16 protein-coding genes are annotated in these 15759 nt (G+C 62.5%); 12 read left to right on the forward strand and 4 right to left on the reverse strand.

Translation table 11 applies throughout. The annotated features are described in order from the left end of the window. Position 1 precedes the first annotated feature (1 nt). From JMY24_RS13150 to JMY24_RS13160, 3 genes are read left to right on the forward strand one after another with little or no spacing between them, the layout of a single operon-like run. A complete protein-coding gene (locus JMY24_RS13150) occupies positions 2-652 on the forward strand; it encodes a paraquat-inducible protein A (protein WP_020069671.1) in 651 nt (216 codons plus the stop codon). Further along, on the forward strand, positions 645-2303 hold the full coding sequence (locus JMY24_RS13155; protein ID WP_128594283.1) for a PqiB family protein: 1659 nt from the start codon (positions 645-647) through the stop codon (positions 2301-2303). Before JMY24_RS13150 ends, JMY24_RS13155 begins: the two co-directional genes overlap by 8 nt. Continuing rightward, the gene (locus JMY24_RS13160) at positions 2300-3052 is read left to right on the forward strand and encodes a PqiC family protein (RefSeq protein WP_128594284.1); all 753 of its coding nucleotides are present in this window, start codon (positions 2300-2302) and stop codon (positions 3050-3052) included. Before JMY24_RS13155 ends, JMY24_RS13160 begins: the two co-directional genes overlap by 4 nt. Positions 3053-3216: 164 nt before the next feature. On the opposite strand, the gene JMY24_RS13165 is transcribed toward JMY24_RS13160, so the two are convergent. Continuing rightward, positions 3217-3579: an immunity 8 family protein gene (locus JMY24_RS13165; protein WP_128594285.1), complete on the reverse strand. Its 363-nt coding sequence runs from the start codon at positions 3577-3579 to the stop codon at positions 3217-3219. Positions 3580-3973: 394 nt separating this feature from the next. Here JMY24_RS13165 and JMY24_RS13170 point away from each other — a divergent pair, with 394 nt between their 5' ends. From JMY24_RS13170 to JMY24_RS13180, 3 genes are all read left to right on the forward strand, one after another. Beyond that, positions 3974-5263: a THUMP domain-containing class I SAM-dependent RNA methyltransferase gene (locus tag JMY24_RS13170; protein ID WP_128594286.1), complete on the forward strand. Its 1290-nt coding sequence runs from the start codon at positions 3974-3976 to the stop codon at positions 5261-5263. A gap of 340 nt (positions 5264-5603) precedes the next feature. After that, positions 5604-5987, forward strand: coding sequence for a VOC family protein (locus tag JMY24_RS13175; protein ID WP_128594287.1), 384 nt, complete (start codon positions 5604-5606; stop codon positions 5985-5987). 87 nt (positions 5988-6074) lie between these two features. Beyond that, complete coding sequence (locus JMY24_RS13180; protein WP_201702205.1) at positions 6075-6815, forward strand: helix-turn-helix transcriptional regulator; 741 nt, start codon at positions 6075-6077, stop codon at positions 6813-6815. A 124-nt stretch (positions 6816-6939) separates the two neighbouring features. On the opposite strand, the gene JMY24_RS13185 is transcribed toward JMY24_RS13180, so the two are convergent. Genes JMY24_RS13185 through JMY24_RS13195 form a run of 3 tightly spaced genes read right to left on the reverse strand, consistent with a single transcriptional unit; the run spans position 6940 to position 9892 of the window. Then, positions 6940-8394, reverse strand: a complete 1455-nt coding sequence (locus tag JMY24_RS13185) for an NAD(P)(+) transhydrogenase (Re/Si-specific) subunit beta (protein ID WP_128594290.1) — start codon at positions 8392-8394, stop codon at positions 6940-6942. Then, the gene (locus tag JMY24_RS13190; protein WP_128587374.1) at positions 8394-8723 is read right to left on the reverse strand and encodes an NAD(P) transhydrogenase subunit alpha part 2; all 330 of its coding nucleotides are present in this window, start codon (positions 8721-8723) and stop codon (positions 8394-8396) included. Before JMY24_RS13190 ends, JMY24_RS13185 begins: the two co-directional genes overlap by 1 nt. Positions 8724-8749: 26 nt before the next feature. After that, positions 8750-9892, reverse strand: coding sequence for a Re/Si-specific NAD(P)(+) transhydrogenase subunit alpha (locus tag JMY24_RS13195; protein ID WP_128594291.1), 1143 nt, complete (start codon positions 9890-9892; stop codon positions 8750-8752). Between the two features lie 399 nt (positions 9893-10291). On the opposite strand from JMY24_RS13195, the gene JMY24_RS13200 reads away from it, so the two are divergent. The 6 genes from JMY24_RS13200 (at position 10292) to JMY24_RS13225 (ending at position 15523) form a co-directional block, all read left to right on the forward strand. Then, positions 10292-10771: an NUDIX hydrolase gene (locus tag JMY24_RS13200; protein WP_128587377.1), complete on the forward strand. Its 480-nt coding sequence runs from the start codon at positions 10292-10294 to the stop codon at positions 10769-10771. Positions 10772-10829: 58 nt separating this feature from the next. After that, positions 10830-11975 (forward strand): tRNA 2-thiouridine(34) synthase MnmA, encoded by a 1146-nt coding sequence (mnmA, locus tag JMY24_RS13205; RefSeq protein WP_128594272.1) that lies wholly within the window; start codon positions 10830-10832, stop codon positions 11973-11975. 129 nt (positions 11976-12104) lie between these two features. After that, the gene (locus tag JMY24_RS13210; protein ID WP_128594271.1) at positions 12105-13715 is read left to right on the forward strand and encodes an FMN-binding glutamate synthase family protein; all 1611 of its coding nucleotides are present in this window, start codon (positions 12105-12107) and stop codon (positions 13713-13715) included. A 133-nt stretch (positions 13716-13848) separates the two neighbouring features. Further along, the gene (locus tag JMY24_RS13215; protein ID WP_236597396.1) at positions 13849-14484 is read left to right on the forward strand and encodes a PAAR domain-containing protein; all 636 of its coding nucleotides are present in this window, start codon (positions 13849-13851) and stop codon (positions 14482-14484) included. A gap of 2 nt (positions 14485-14486) precedes the next feature. Continuing rightward, positions 14487-15209, forward strand: a complete 723-nt coding sequence (locus JMY24_RS13220) for a peptidoglycan recognition protein family protein (protein ID WP_128594270.1) — start codon at positions 14487-14489, stop codon at positions 15207-15209. Positions 15210-15235: 26 nt separating this feature from the next. Next, entirely contained in the window at positions 15236-15523 is a 288-nt protein-coding gene (locus tag JMY24_RS13225) for a hypothetical protein (RefSeq protein ID WP_236597397.1), read from the forward strand. Positions 15524-15759 lie beyond the last annotated feature (236 nt).

Raw genomic sequence — 15759 nt, forward strand, 5'->3', positions numbered from 1 at the left:
CATGAAATACATCACCGCAAGACGCGCGGGCCTTGTCGCCTGCCATGCGTGCGGACGCGTCGAACCGCGCATCCGCTCGATCACGCCGCAACACTGCTCACGGTGCGGCTCACGCCTGCACTCACGCAATCCGGATAGCCTCATGCGTACGTGGGCGCTGCTGATCGCGGCGGCCTTGCTGTATATTCCGGCAAATTTGTTGCCGGTCATGCATACGTCGTCGCTGCTGGGTTCAGAGGACGACACCATCATGAGCGGCGTCGTGTACTTCTGGACATCCGGCGACTGGCCGCTTGCGGTGATCGTTTTCGTCGCCAGCATCATGGTGCCGATGCTCAAGCTGAGCGTGCTCGCGCTGCTCACCATCACCGCGCAGCGCCGCTCGCGCTGGCGTCCGGAACAACGCACCACGCTTTACCGGATGGTCGAACGGATCGGCCGCTGGTCGATGCTCGACGTGTTCGTGGTCACATTGACCGTCGCGCTGGTGCGCTTCAAGTCGCTTGCAGTGATTACGGCTGGACCGGGCGCAATCGCGTTCGGCTCAGTGGTGATCCTCACAATGATGGCATCCATGCAATTCGATCCACGGCTCATCTGGGACGACGTGGACGGCAGTACTCAAAAACCTCAGGATCTCGAACATGACTAGCCCGCCAGGACCGACGCCCGCCTCCGATGCGCCGCGCAACGATTCGAACGGACCGAAGCTGCCGCCCCAACTCCCAGATCCTCAAATCGAGCCGCGCAGCCGCTGGCTGCCGTCGCTCGTCTGGGTGATTCCATTGATCGCCGCGCTGATCGGCGTTGCGCTCGTCATCAAGTCGGTGACGGAGAAAGGCCCGACCATCACGATCAGTTTCGTGAGCGCCGAAGGGCTCGAGCCCGGCAAAACGAAGGTCAAATACAAGGACGTCGACGTCGGCGCGGTGAAATCCATCACGTTGTCGAAAGATCTTTCTCACGTGCTCGTGCAGGTGCAGTTGACGAAGGAAGGCGAAGACTTCGCGGTCAAGGATTCGCGCTTCTGGGTCGTGCGGCCGCGGGTGGGCGCAAGCGGCGTGTCGGGTCTCACCACGCTGCTTTCCGGCGCGTATATCGGCGCGGACGCCGGCCACTCGCCGGACAGCGAGAAGAACTTCGTCGGCCTCGAGACGCCGCCGCCCATCACCGGCGACCAGAAGGGACACCAGTTCATCCTGCACGGCGATTCGCTGGGCTCGATCGACATCGGCTCGCCGATTTTCTACCGTCGCGTGCAGGTCGGCCAGGTGGTCGGCTTCTCGCTCGACAAGGACGGCACCGGCGTGACGATGCAGGTGTTCGTGTCCGCGCCGTTCGATCAGTACGTCGGCACCAATTCACGCTGGTGGCATGCGAGCGGCGTCGATCTGCGGCTCGATTCGAGCGGCTTCAAGCTGAATACGCAGTCGCTCGCGACGGTGATCGTCGGCGGCTTGTCGTTCCAGTCGCCGCCTGGCCAGGGCGTGGGCGCGCAGGCGCCGAACAACATGACGTTCCGCCTCGGTTCGGATGAGGGCGACGCGATGCGAGAACCGGACGGCGAGCCGCTACGCGTCGTGATGAACTTCAACCAGTCGCTGCGCGGGCTGTCGGTCGGCGCGACGGTGGACTTCCGCGGCATCGTGCTAGGTCAGGTGACGAACATCGGCATCGACTACGATCCGAAGACGCGCAGCTTCACGATGCCCGTGACCATGAACATCTATCCGGACCGGCTCGGCAAGCGCTTCCGCGAAACGGCTCCGGCGGCGGGTAGCCTTGCCGGTCAGAACCTGTTGCAACAGCTGGTCAAGCACGGTCTGCGCGGCCAGTTGCGTACGGGCAATCTGATCACGAGCCAGCTATATGTTGCGCTCGATATCTTCCCGAAGGCGCCGCCGGCCACCGTCGACGTAGCAAGCGATCCGCTCGAATTGCCGACGATTCCGAACACGCTCGACGAGTTGCAGCTTCAGGTCGCAGACATCGCGAAGAAGCTCGACAAGGTACCGTTCGACCAGATCGGCAACAACTTGAACAGCGCGCTGAAGAACGCCGATCAGCTCTTCAAGCGCCTCGACACGGAAGTCGTTCCGCAAGCCCGCGACACGCTGGCGGCGGCGAAGCAGACCTTCGGCTCGGCGGAGGCGACGTTGCAGCAGGACTCGCCGTTGCAGTCGGACGTGCATCAGGCGTTGCAGGAATTGACGCGCACGTTGCAGTCGCTCAATGCGCTGTCGGATTATCTGGAGCGCCACCCCGAATCGTTGTTGCGCGGTAAAGCAGGAGATAAGCCATGATGTTTGCCCGCCTTTCCAGACTGTCCCGGCTTTCGCGCCTGCCGGGCGGGCCCGCGCGCAGCGCTTTACGTGCCGGTGCGATCGTGGCCGCGCTCGCACTGGCGGCGTGTGCATCGCCGAGTAGCCGGTTCTATACGCTTGGCGGCGTAAGTGCTGCTGGGGCATCGGCTGGCGCGTCGAGCGTGCGGACTGCCGCGGCGCCGGCGTGGCTGATCGAAGTTGCACCGATCGACGTGCCGCCGCAAGTCGCCAAGACCCAGTTGGTCGTGCAGACCGGACCGACTCAGGTGAAGGTGCTGGAAGAGGAGCGTTGGGCGTCATTGCCCGGCGACGAACTGCGCCGCGCGTTGTCGACGAGCCTCACGCAGCAGTTGAATACGATCGATGTGTATGGCACCGCTTATTCCGATGCGACGCCTGTGTATCGGGTCAGCGTGAATGTGCAGCGGTTCGAGTCGTGGCCTGGGTCGCATGCGTTGATCGATGCGGTGTGGAGTGTGCGGGCTGTTCGGAGTACTGCTGTGATGACTTGCCGCAGTGTCGTGAGCGAGCAGGTCGGGAGTGGGTACGACTCGCTCGTCGATGGGCATCGAAGGGCTTTGCAGCGCGTTTCTGAGCAAGTGGCGGTGGCTTTGCAGGCGATGGCTGCGGCCGGGCCTTTTTCTTCTGCTTCGCAGGGAGGGAAGGCTGCTGCGCGAGTTGGTGTGCCGGCTTGTCCTTCTTTAGATGCGGGTGTTGCTGTTCGGTAGCAGCTTCCGCTTGCGTTGCCGGCTTTTGTTTTTGTCCGCTTGGCCTCTCCTCTCCGGCCGATTTTTCGTCGAGCAACAGGCGCCGCTGGTGGCGCAACAGTGCGAACCCATAAGAAAAGCGCGAATACTCGCGCTTTCTTCGGACAGACGATTCGTGCTCGATCTTACATCTGATAGTCCTCGAACTCCCATGCGGCGAACCGGGCGATCTTGACGGCGATGCTTGGCCAGTCGGGTCCGGCGCATTGCTGCACCATGCGCTGAAGCTGGCCGGTGATCACCACAAGGTCATACTCGCTCACGATCAGCGAATGACGGCCCCACCGTGTCCCCGCTTCTCGCTTGAGTTCCTCGGAAAGCCATTGCGGCGTACAGATCAAAAGCTCGAAATTGTCGGTGCCGGGTTGACCAACAACACCGATTGAAAGACGGATCCACGTTCCGAAATTGTCCCACTCGGCAGGTTGATAGCGGATCAGCTCGTCTTCTACTTCGAGAGAATAGAGTTTCCTGATTTCTGCGTTCATGGTGCTATGTTCAGGTGTCCATTCGCGTAGGGACGACCGGTCGGCGACATTTTCGATTCAAAATTCGCCTGAACACCTGTCGTCGCGTACGGACTGTTAGGTTTTGAAGAAGGATAGCGGTAAACGCGCCAGCCGTCGGCGCTGACCAAGCCAGAACCATCGCTTGTCTCGCGAGCACTTATGAGCTGGCGGGTTGAAGCCGCTTTCTTCGCTGACTTCCTTTCCGGCATACAAAAAAGGTAAGTGCCGCCCCCGCACGGGCAACGCCAATAGACCATCGCGATATCAACGAAGGCCTACGGCTCAAAACCCCCAACCCCCGTAAGCGAAAAAAGGCACCAGCCAACCGCGTACAATACGCCCTTACCCAACGCCCACCGGCTCGCCCCACCCCATGTCCTTTGATTTCTTCCTCCCCTGCCCGCGCGGCCTCGAAGCCTCGCTTGCGTCCGAACTCGCCGAAATCGCCGCGAAACATCTGAACGGCGCGCCATTCACGGCGGGCTCGCAAGTCCCCGGCGGTGTGCATTTCCGCGGCGGCTGGGCAGCCGGCATGGCGGCCAATCTGCATTCGCGGATCGCGAGCCGCGTGCTGCTGAAAATCGCGCATCGTCCGTATCGCAGCGAACAGGACATCTACGCGCTCGCCGTCGAGCAGCGTTGGGAGCAATGGTTCTCCGCAAACGAAACGCTGCGCGTCGACGTCACCGCGATCAAGTCGCCGCTGCGAAGCCTCGAATTCACGACGTTGCGCGTGAAGGACGCCATCTGCGATCGTCTGCGCGAAGTCAGCGGCGCGCGCCCGAACGTCGACACCGCGACGCCCGACGTCCGCGTGTTCGCGTTTCTCACCGCGACCGACTGCACGCTCTACCTCGACACCTCGGGCGACCCGCTCTTCAAGCGCGGCTGGCGGCTCGACAAGGGCGCGGCGCCGCTGCGCGAAAATCTCGCGGCGGGCATCCTGCGTCTGACGGGCTGGAGCGCGGGCACGCCGCTGTACGATCCGATGTGCGGCAGCGGCACGTTCCTCGCCGAAGCCGCGCAAGTCGCGCTGAACATCGCGCCTGGCGCGGAGCGCCGCTTCGGCTTCGAAAAGCTCAAGCAATACGACAGCAAAACCTGGCAAACACTGAAGGCCGCCGCGCTCGACGCCAAGCACGCCGCCCGCACGTCGCGCGCCGATCTGCAGATATTCGGCAGCGATATTTCCGGCGACATGCTCGACAAAGCGCGTGCGAATTTCCAGCGCGCAGGCTTGCCGTCGATCCCGCTTAAACAGGTCGACGCTCGCGGTATGACGCCGCCAAGCTCCGAGCCGGGCATTCTCGTCGCGAATCCGCCGTACGGCGAGCGGATCGAAGTGCGCGGGCGCAACGCGCGCGGCGAAGTCCGCGAGGGACGCAACCGCGACAACCGCGAAGACGACGGCTTTCGCCGCGCCCAGGAAGAAACGCCCGACAGCGAATTTTTCCAGTCGCTCGGCGACGCGCTCAAGCAGCGCTTCACCGGCTGGCACGCATTCATCCTGACTTCGGATCGCAAGCTGCCAGGCCAGTTGCGCCTGCGCGAATCGACCAAGACGCCGCTTTTCAACGGCGCTCTCGAATGCCGACTGTTTCGCTTCGATCTGATCGCGGGCAGCGTCCGCCAGCGGCCGCAAAGCGACACGCCCGCCGATTGACCCTAGCCGGTCGCCACACGCCGTTTCCGGCGTAGAGGTGCGGCTTGCGCACCTCACGAACCGGAGCACGAACAGAAGAAGCAGAAGCAGAAGTAGCAGCAGGCCCAAAGAAACCGCGGACACCGACTCCCGCGGTTTTTTTTCGCGTCGCTGAAACCGCTCGCCCGAACCGTCCTTCTCGTACCCTACTGACACCACGCTGTCAGCAGCACCCCCGCACACTTCCCCTCACGCCATCCGGCGCTTTACACGGCTTTATCCGCCGTCCATCCACCGAAACCATCTTGCATGGGACCAGAGCAAGCGCTGAAGCACTAACTCGGGTCAACAGGAGAGTGTCATGTCTGCATCGTCGAAAGTTGTTGCATGGTTTGAGATCCCGTCCGTCGATTTCGACCGCGCCGTCCGTTTCTATGAAGCCGCGCTCGATGTCCAACTGAATCGCCAGGAAATCGGCGGGCAGCCGATTGCCGTGTTCGCGTACGAAGAACCGGCCACTGGCGGCGCGATCGTCCACAATCCGTCGGCGACCCCGAACGGCGACGGCGTGCTCGTCTATCTGAACGCGCAGCCGACCGTGGACGCCACCCTCGCCCGTATCGAAGAAGCCGGCGGCAAGACCGACGGCCCAGTCGTCAAACTGCCGCAGGATATCGGCTATATCGCGTTCTTCACCGACACGGAAGGCAACCGCCTCGGCCTGCACTCGCGCACCAACGGCTAGAGCGCAAAGCGGCGAGCGAAGCGCGCGCAATGCACAACAGCACGAAGCGCCACGCGGCCGCCGCCTGAACGCTGACCGGAGCGCGGCATGCGGCGCTATCATCGCGGGACTGTCCCGGTCCTTTTCTACAAGACGCCCACGATGACGCGCCGCGCCGACCGCCTGTTCCAGATAGCCGAACTGCTGCGCGGCCGGCGTCTGACCACCGCGCAACAACTCGCTGACTGGCTCAACATCTCGCTGCGCACCGTCTATCGCGACGTGCGCGATCTGCAATTGTCGGGCGTACCGATCGAGGGCGAGGCCGGCATTGGCTACCGGCTGAGCCGCGCCGCGAGCCTGCCGCCGCTCACCTTCACCGCCGACGAACTCGCGGCGCTCGCCGCCGGCGCGCGCATGCTGGAGTCCTGGGGCGGCGCCGACTTTGCAAGCGGAGCGCGCGGCGCGCTCGCCAAGATTGCCTCGGCAATGCCGGCGGACAAGCGCGCGTCGCTCGAAAGACTCGCTGTCTTCGCGCCGTCGTTTCATATCAGGAGTGATTTCTCGGCACAGCTTGACACGCTGCATCGCGCGATCGACGCACGGCAAGTGGTGAGCTTTTCGTACACCGATGCAAACGGCGCGGCAACCGAGCGCCGTGTGTGGCCGCTCGCGCTCGCCTACTGGGGCGCGCGCTGGACGCTAGGTGCGTGGTGTGAATTGCGCGGCGATTTCCGCAACTTTGGACTCGAGCGGATTCGGGAGCTGGAAGTGCGCGAACCGTATCCGGATCAGCAAGGCAGGCGGCTCGCGGACCTGTTGCGGCATGTCAACGCCAAGCCGCGTTAGAGCGACAACGCGGGTAACGCGAGCAATGCGAGAAACGCGCCGCGGCTGCCGGATTGAAATACAGGCTTCCCGTTTGGAGTCCCGCGGACAGCGGCAAAGCAATCCGCGAGACTCCCACACACGCCTAGTCGACCGACTTCACCATATCCTCGATCACCTTCTTGGCGTCGCCGAAGACCATCATCGTCTTGTCCATGTAGAAGAGGTCGTTGTCGAGCCCGGCGTAGCCTGCGGCCATCGAGCGCTTATTCACAATGACCGTGCGCGCCTTATAAGCCTCGATAATCGGCATGCCCGCAATCGGCGACTTCGGATCGTTCTTCGCCGCCGGATTCACCACGTCGTTTGCGCCGAGCACCAGCACCACGTCGACCTGACCGAACTCGCCGTTGATGTCGTCCATCTCGAACACCATGTCGTAAGGTACTTCGGCTTCGGCGAGCAGCACGTTCATATGGCCAGGCATCCGCCCCGCCACCGGGTGAATCGCGTACTTGACCTCGATGCCCTTCTCGACGAGCTTGTCGGTCAGCTCTTTCAACGCATGCTGCGCGCGCGCCACGGCAAGGCCATAACCCGGCACGATCACGACCGTTTCGGCGTTGCCGAGCATGAACGACGCATCGTCGGCGGAACCGGATTTCACCGGACGCTGCTCCGCCGAGCCGCCCGCCGCCGCCGCGCCTGGCTCGTTGCCGAAGCCGCCGAGAATCACGTTGAAGAACGAGCGGTTCATCGCGCGGCACATGATGTACGACAGAATCGCACCCGACGAGCCGACGAGCGAGCCCGCGATGATCAGCATCGGATTGTTCAACGAGAATCCGATACCCGCCGCCGCCCAGCCCGAGTACGAGTTGAGCATGGACACGACGACCGGCATATCCGCGCCGCCGATCGGAATGATGATCAGCACGCCGAGCACGAACGCGATCGCCGTCATGATGATGAACGGCAGCCACGACTGCGTGAAAAAGAAGATGATGCCGAAGCCGAGCATCGCGATGGCGAGCATCAGGTTGATCAGGTGCTGGCCTGCATACACCACCGGCGCGCCCTGAAACAGGCGAAACTTGTATTTGCCCGAGAGCTTGCCGAACGCGATCACCGAACCGCTAAAAGTAATCGCGCCGACGAACGTGCCGATAAACAGCTCGACGCGATTGCCGTAAGGCAGGAAACCCGGCACCGGATACTCGGGATCGACGAGGCCGAACGCGGCCGGCTCCGACACCACCGCATACGCAATGCAGACCGCCGCGAGACCGATCAGCGAGTGCATGGCCGCGACGAGCTCCGGCATCTTGGTCATCTCGACGCGCGCGGCGACAAACGCGCCGATAGCGCCGCCGATAATCAGCGCGACCAGCAGCAGACCAAGCCCCAAGCCGAGATTCGATCCGAGCGCGGTGGCCTGCTTGGCGATCAATGCGATGGTCGTGACAATCGCAATCGCCATCCCGACCATGCCGAACGTATTGCCGATGCGCGCGGTCTTCGGATTCGACAGCCCCTTGAGCGCCTGAATGAAGCAGACCGACGCGACCAGATAAAGCAGCGTGACGACGTTCAGACTCATTACGCGTTCTCCTTGCTCTTGTCGGCGATCAGCTTCTTCGGCTCTTTCTTGCGGAACATCTCCAGCATTCGCCTGGTGACGAGAAAGCCGCCGAACACATTGACCGCCGCGAGCGCGACGGCGAGCGTTCCGAAGAACTTGCCCGGCGTGCCGACCGTGAGACCGGTAGCCAGCATCGCGCCGACAATCACGATCGCCGAAATGGCATTGGTCACGGCCATCAGCGGCGTGTGCAAGGCGGGCGTGACGTTCCAGACCACGTGGTAGCCGACGTAGATCGCCAGCACGAAAATGATCAGGTTGATGACGGTGTGGTTGAGCACTTCCATCGCCGTTTCTCCTCGGTGGATTCGTTTTATGCCTTGCGCGCGACTTCGCCGTCGCGGGCAAGCAGCGTGGCGGCGACGATGTCGTCGGCGAGGTCGATGTTCAGCGCGCCTTCCTTCGTCACGATCAGCTTCAGGAAGTCGAGCAGATTGCGCGCATAGAGCGACGAAGCGTCGGCGGGCACCATCGAGGCCAGATTCGTGTAGCCGACAATCGTCACGCCATGCTTGACGACCACCTTGTCGGCTTCGGTGAGCGGACAGTTGCCGCCGCGCTGCCCTTCATAGTCCGCGCCGCGGCCCGCGGCAAGGTCGACCAGCACGGAGCCGGGTTTCATTGCCTGCACGGTATCGACGGAGATCAGCGTCGGCGCCGCGCGGCCGGGAATCAAGGCGGTGGAGATCACCACGTCGGCCTGCTTCGCGCGCTCGTGGACGAGCGCCGACTGCCGCTGCAGCCACGACGGCGGCATGGGCCGCGCATAGCCGCCGACGCCTTGGGCGGCTTCGCGTTCTTCGTCGGTTTCATAAGGCACGTCGAGAAACTTCGCGCCGAGCGATTCGATCTGCTCTTTCACGGCCGGACGGACGTCGGACGCTTCGATCACGGCACCGAGCCGTTTGGCCGTCGCGATTGCCTGCAAGCCCGCCACGCCCGCGCCCAGAATCAGCACGCGCGCGGCTTTCACGGTGCCGGCGGCGGTCATCAGCATCGGCATGAAGCGCGGGTACAGCGTCGCCGCCAGCAGCACCGCCTTGTATCCGGCGATGTTTGCCTGCGACGACAGCACGTCGAGGCTCTGCGCGCGGGTAGTTCTCGGCGCGGCTTCGAGCGCGAAGGCGGTGACGCCGGCCGCAGCCAGTTTCAGCGCATTCTCTGCGTTAAACGGATCGAGCATGCCGACCAGCACTGCGCCGCGCTTGAGCAGCGGGAGTTCGGCTTCGGTTGGAGACTGCACTTTGAGGACGAGTTCGGCGCCAAACGCGCTGGCGGCGTCGACAATTTCCGCGCCGGCGGCTGTGAAGGCGTCGTCGGGAAAGCTCGCGCCAGCTCCGGCGCCGCTCTGGATGGTGACCCGATGGCCCTGGCCCACGTACTTCTTGACCGTTTCGGGCGTCGCGGCGACGCGGGTTTCGTGCGCGCGCGTCTCAGCTGGCACTCCGATGTGCATCGTGCTTCCTCCTCGACTTACTGTTTGACGACAGATCGGCCGACGAGGCACGCCGGCTTGCAAGTGCAACGGCTAACGCCTCACTTTACCCGAAACATGGGGGGCGGCAGAAATCGGGGACAATCCGGGGGTGCCGGTGGGCTGGCGCGCGCTCGGGGCCGTGCGTTCCGGGTTCGGCGGCCAATACGGATCGCGCCCGAGCCGCGCGCGCCGAAGTCCGCCGTTCTTTGCTGGGCGCCTGAAAGCCGGTCAGCCGGTCAGCCGGTCAGCCGGCATCGAGCGTTGCGATTCCGGTCGGGAAAAAAAACGGCGTGCCCCGCAGCCGCCGGCCCTGCCGCCCCTGAAGCCGGCCGCCCGCTTCCCGGCAGCGAGTGCCTATAAACGGTAAAATGCGCACCCATGAAACCGGAAACCTGGCTGCCGCACGTGACTGTCGCGGCCATCGTCGAGCGTGACGGGCGCTTTCTCGTGGTCGAGGAACACACGGCGGCCGGTCTGCGCCTGAATCAGCCGGCCGGCCATCTGGAAGCCGGCGAAACGCTGCTGGAAGCAGTGATCCGCGAAACGCTCGAGGAAACCGCGTACCCGTTCACGCCCGAGGCGCTGGTCGGCATGTACATGACGCATTTCGAGCGGCCGGACAGCGAAGGTGTGACGTATTTGCGCTTCACTTACTGCGGCACCGGCGGCGAACGCGAGGCGGCACGCGCGCTCGACCCCGACATTGTGCGAACGTTGTGGATGAGCGCCGACGAATTGCGCGCCTGCCCCGAACGGCACCGCACGCCGCTCGTCATGCAATGCATCGACGATTACCTGGCAGGCCGGCGTTTCCCGCTCGACTTCGTGCATACGCATTCGGTCGGGCCGAAAAGATAACCGCGCGGCGGCAGCGACCCACGATCCATGAAGTCACGCAGTACCCAGTGAGCATCTTATGAGCAAGCAGAAAGTCGTAGTAGGCATGTCGGGCGGCGTCGATTCGTCGGTTACCGCGTGGCTGCTGAAGGAACAGGGCTACGACGTGGTCGGCCTGTTCATGAAGAACTGGGAAGACGACGACGACAGCGAATACTGCTCGACGCGCCAGGACTGGATCGACGTGGTGTCGGTCGCGGACCTGATCGGCATCGACGTGGAAGCGGTCAACTTCGCGTCCGAATACAAAGACCGCGTATTCGCCGAGTTCTTGCGCGAATATTCGGCGGGCCGCACGCCCAACCCGGACGTGCTGTGCAACGCCGAAATCAAGTTCAAGGCCTTCCTCGATCACGCAATGTCGCTCGGCGCGGAAACCATCGCGACCGGCCACTATGCGCGCGTGCGTGAGAACAATGGCCGCTTCGAACTGCTGAAGGCGTTCGACCATACGAAAGATCAGTCGTACTTTCTACATAGGTTGAACCAGGCGCAGTTGTCAAAAACGCTGTTTCCGCTCGGCGAAATTCCCAAAACGAAGGTGCGCGAAATCGCCGAACAGATCGCGCTGCCCAATGCGAAGAAGAAGGATTCGACCGGCATCTGCTTTATCGGCGAACGGCCGTTCCGCGACTTCCTGAACCGCTATCTGCCGACAAAGCCAGGCCCGATGAAAACCACCGACGGCAAAACGGTCGGCGAGCACATCGGACTCGCGTTCTACACGTTCGGGCAGCGCAAGGGCATCGGTCTGGGCGGCAGCAAGGAAGGCAGCGGCGAGCCGTGGTTCGTGGCGGGCAAGGACATTGCGTCGAATACGCTGTACGTCGCGCAAGGTCACGATCATCCGTGGCTCCTGAGCCATACGCTCAGCGCGGGCAACACGAGCTGGGTCGCGGGCGAGCCGCCGGCGGAAGGCTTCGCCTGCGGCGCGAAGACCCGCTACCGGCAGGCGGATGCACGCTGCACGTTCACGACAGCGAACTACGGCGAAAGTCTCTTCGAACTCAATTTCGACGATGCGCAATGGGCTGTCACACCGGGGCAATCCGCGGTGCTCTACGATGGCGACGTGTGCCTCGGCGGCGGCATCATCGAACATGCTGCTACTGCGCAGCCAACCGCGCGCGAGCCGCAAAAAGCGGCGTTGCTGAGCGCGCGTTAAAGCCGCTCGCCTCCCTGGCAGTCCGCTTTTTCCCGACGGGCAGTCGCTCGTTTTCCTTCGCGGCGGATCCGTCCGCGCCGCCGGCGCCGGCGATCCCTCCGCGACGATCTTCACTGCACCGGAGTCCCAATGTTTTCTCGACGTTATCTGGCCATGTGGAGCGCGGTCGCGCTCCTCGCCGTTTGCGCGGCGCTCGCCGCGACGCATCACATGTCGTGGCTGTGGATCGTCGTGCCGCTCGCGCTCGTCGCGCTCGGTCTGTTCGATCTCGGTCAGCAGCGGCACGCAATTCTTCGCAACTATCCGCTGTGGGGCCATCTTCGCTTTCTGTTCGAGTTCATTCGCCCGGAAATCCGCCAATATTTCGTCGAAGGCGATACCGACGAAAAGCCGTTTTCGCGCGCTCAACGCAGCATCGTCTATCAGCGTGCAAAGAACGACGTCGATAGCCGCCCGTATGGAACCGAGGTCGACGTCAAAGCCGTCGCGCACGAATGGATCAGCCATTCGCTTGCGCCGACCACGCTCGATAGCCACGACTTCCGCATCGTAGTCGGCGCCGGGCGCGCGCAGCCTTACTCGATGTCGATCTTCAACGTCTCGGCAATGAGCTTCGGCTCGCTGTCCGCAAACGCGATCATGGCGCTGAACCTCGGCGCGAAGAAAGGCAACTTCGCGCACGACACCGGCGAAGGCTCGATGTCGAAGTATCACCGCGAGCACGGCGGCGACATCATCTGGGAAATCGCGTCGGGCTATTTCGGCTGCCGTAACGACGACGGCACGTTCAGCGCGGAAAAATTTGCGAAGCAGGCGGCCGAACCGCAAGTGAAAATGATCGAGGTGAAGCTGTCGCAAGGCGCGAAGCCGGGTCATGGCGGCGTGTTGCCGGCCGCGAAGATCACGCCTGAAATCGCGGAGACACGCGGCGTGCCGATGGGCCGCGACTGCATTTCGCCGGCCACGCACTCGGAGTTTTCGACGCCGCGCGGCCTGCTCGAATTCGTCGACCGCTTGCGCACGTTGTCGGGCGGCAAGCCGACTGGGTTCAAGCTGTGCATCGGGCATCCATGGGAGTTTTTCGGCATCGCGAAAGCGATGCTGGAAACGGGCATCCTGCCGGACTTCATCGTCGTGGACGGTGCGGAAGGCGGCACGGGCGCAGCCCCGCTCGAGTTCACCGATCACGTCGGCGTGCCGTTGCAGGAAGGCCTGCTGCTCGTGCACAACACGCTGGTTGGCATCGGCTTGCGGCAACGCATTCGCATCGGCGCGAGCGGCAAGATGATCACCGCGTTCGACATCACCAGGACACTCGCGATCGGCGCGGACTGGGTCAACGCGGCGCGCGGCTTCATGTTCGCGGTGGGCTGCATTCAGGCGCAAACCTGCCACACCGGACGCTGCCCGACCGGCGTCGCGACGCAAGACCCGGTGCGCCAGCGTGCGCTCGTCGTGCCGGACAAGGCCGACCGCGTGTTCAGCTTCCACCACAACACGCTGCATGCGCTGAAGGAAATCATTCAGGCTGCCGGGTTGAAGCATCCCGCCGAGTTGCGCGCGCATCACATCGTGCGGCGAGTGTCGTCGCATGAGGTGCAGTTGATGTCCGAGTTGCTGAAGTATCTCGAGCCGGATGATCTGCTCAACGGGAAATACCGCTACTCGTTGTATGAGAAGTGGTGGCCGGTCGCGCAAAGCGATTCGTTTTCGCCGAAGGTGGAGTTGGCGGTGGCGTGAGGGGCGACACGGATGCTCGTTGAGTCTAGGCGAAGGCCAGCCCGCGAAAAGACAGGAATTGCTAAGAATCGGTCTCATATACAAGTGCTGCGATGAAACGTACATTGACGGACCGTCGTGCTGCGGAATGTCGGTGCTGCTCACCAACGCTGCGACAAGCCACGGTCTGTTCAATATGTCCACTGGGGAGCGCATGCGGCGGTACCACTTGAAGCAGGGAGACCACTCTTCGGCTGGCGGGATTGTTCTGGAAGGCGAGGAGACCTGTACACACTTCGGGACAGCAATGACCTATCTTGGTGCGAAGGTCTATTGCCCAACCTGTAAGACCGTCGGCGTAATCGCCGGAAAAGGGCCGCGCCTGTCTGACACAATGATGGGCAAGGAAGCGGCGTTGGACGGCGACATCTGCGTGTGTAACTGTGAGCCGCCCCCTGTCATGAGCGCTTCTCAAAACAACTCATATCAGCAAGTGAATCCTGGTGCACTAGCGCTGTCGCCTCTAGCGAATGAATCAGCGTGGCCGCACACTGCACCCTCGTCTATGTCGTCTCACAAGTATTCCCAGCGCATTTTTATTGCCGATAGCGTGACGGGCGAGCCGTTGAGAAATCGGTCCTTCATTGTCGATGTCGAAGGCGAGCAACGATCAGGCGAGACGGATGGGGATGGGTACGCGGAGCTTGCGACCAACAGTTCGCAAGCATTTCGAATCCACATTGTTTTTTCGTCACCGAAGCGCGAGCTGTCACCGCACCCCGGAGTGTAGAAATGGCGGACTATACGATTCAGCACTGGACTTCCGGGCAAACCAGGTTGGACAGCGAAGAAGCCGAGGCTATCTACATCTCGGTCAATAACCGAGCGGCGACACGTCAGGCGATCATTAATCGCGTACGCCACGCCAGCATGAATTTTGTCGAACGGTCAGATTGGGCTGCGCACAAGAACCGCGCGTCCCGAATGCACGACGACTGGAACTACACGAAGATTGCTCTGCATCACGCAGGGCGCAGCTTCACCTGCGGGCCGGGCGCACTGCAGTTGCAGGACATCCAGGAAATGCAGATGGGTCGAGTAGCCGCTTCAAGCGACGATATCGGCTATCACTACGCGCTCGACTGTTTTGGGAATGTCTTTGAGGGCCGGGACATACGTTTCAAAGGCGAGCACGTCCACAACTACAACACAGGAGTCGTCGGCATCGTCCTGTTGGAAAACATGACGGATCCCGGTGAGGGTCATGATGGCGTGGCGAAGGTGACAAAACTTCTTGACCTGATGGGGCTGAAACAGAAACCGCAAGTCCCCGAAAACCAGAAGTCGTCGCTCGCGACATTCATCGCCATCTTGCAGGATTTCTTCTATATCACCACCTTGGGCGGCCACCGGGAATTTCCCGGTCAACTGGGTGAAGGCAAAATCTGTCCGGGCAACGCCGGCTTGGCGCTTGTGAATGAAATGCGGAAATCGACCGGACTTAGAGCGCCGTGAAGGTAATCTCCAGGAGATGGCTGGGAGTGGCTATCGGCGCTGGCATAGCTCTGGTGGCGGTCGCGTATTCCGGTTACGTTCACTCCTATCTCGACCACGAAATCCAAACAACATTCTTTATAAAGCGACATCCGACGCTGCAGATAGAGTTCGATGATCCGTTTGCGAACGAAGGCGACGATATACCGATTGACCGGTTACCTCCGTCCGACCGCTCGCATTTTGCTGACTACTGCAAATACCGATTTGGCGTAACCGATTCAAGTACGGAAGCGCTTGAGGCATGCAAGGCGAGAATTCCGGGCTACCTGTAAGCGAAGTCACTGCAGACGAAGACGCACGGAGCTGCCGCAGCGCAGATTACGTCATCACATGACAATTGCGGTGAAGCCGCCGTCCGCGCATTGCGCAGGCTCACGCGAGGCATGTCGGCCCCCGCCCTCCCCAAAACCGGACACCCCCCCGCCTTTCCGTTAAAATCGCAGGTTTAGCACTTCGCTCCACGGCCGCCCCGCGCGCACACGCGCTCGCGGCGCGGCCTCATGCCCGA

Origin of the sequence: Paraburkholderia kirstenboschensis, assembly GCF_904848585.1 — a bacterium.
Taxonomy (GTDB): Bacteria; Pseudomonadota; Gammaproteobacteria; order Burkholderiales; family Burkholderiaceae; genus Paraburkholderia; species Paraburkholderia kirstenboschensis.

Coding starts and splice junctions, on each gene's coding strand:
- JMY24_RS13220 (WP_128594270.1), top strand. CDS start 14,487: ATGGCGGACTATACGATTCAGCACTGGACTTCCGGGCAAACCAGGTTG.
- JMY24_RS13150 (WP_020069671.1), top strand. CDS start 2: ATGAAATACATCACCGCAAGACGCGCGGGCCTTGTCGCCTGCCATGCG.
- JMY24_RS13185 (WP_128594290.1), bottom strand. CDS start 8,394: ATGAGTCTGAACGTCGTCACGCTGCTTTATCTGGTCGCGTCGGTCTGC.
- mnmA (WP_128594272.1), top strand. CDS start 10,830: ATGAGCAAGCAGAAAGTCGTAGTAGGCATGTCGGGCGGCGTCGATTCG.
- JMY24_RS13175 (WP_128594287.1), top strand. CDS start 5,604: ATGTCTGCATCGTCGAAAGTTGTTGCATGGTTTGAGATCCCGTCCGTC.
- JMY24_RS13155 (WP_128594283.1), top strand. CDS start 645: ATGACTAGCCCGCCAGGACCGACGCCCGCCTCCGATGCGCCGCGCAAC.
- JMY24_RS13170 (WP_128594286.1), top strand. CDS start 3,974: ATGTCCTTTGATTTCTTCCTCCCCTGCCCGCGCGGCCTCGAAGCCTCG.
- JMY24_RS13195 (WP_128594291.1), bottom strand. CDS start 9,892: ATGCACATCGGAGTGCCAGCTGAGACGCGCGCGCACGAAACCCGCGTC.
- JMY24_RS13180 (WP_201702205.1), top strand. CDS start 6,075: ATGCGGCGCTATCATCGCGGGACTGTCCCGGTCCTTTTCTACAAGACG.
- JMY24_RS13200 (WP_128587377.1), top strand. CDS start 10,292: ATGAAACCGGAAACCTGGCTGCCGCACGTGACTGTCGCGGCCATCGTC.
- JMY24_RS13210 (WP_128594271.1), top strand. CDS start 12,105: ATGTTTTCTCGACGTTATCTGGCCATGTGGAGCGCGGTCGCGCTCCTC.
- JMY24_RS13160 (WP_128594284.1), top strand. CDS start 2,300: ATGATGTTTGCCCGCCTTTCCAGACTGTCCCGGCTTTCGCGCCTGCCG.
- JMY24_RS13165 (WP_128594285.1), bottom strand. CDS start 3,579: ATGAACGCAGAAATCAGGAAACTCTATTCTCTCGAAGTAGAAGACGAG.
- JMY24_RS13190 (WP_128587374.1), bottom strand. CDS start 8,723: ATGGAAGTGCTCAACCACACCGTCATCAACCTGATCATTTTCGTGCTG.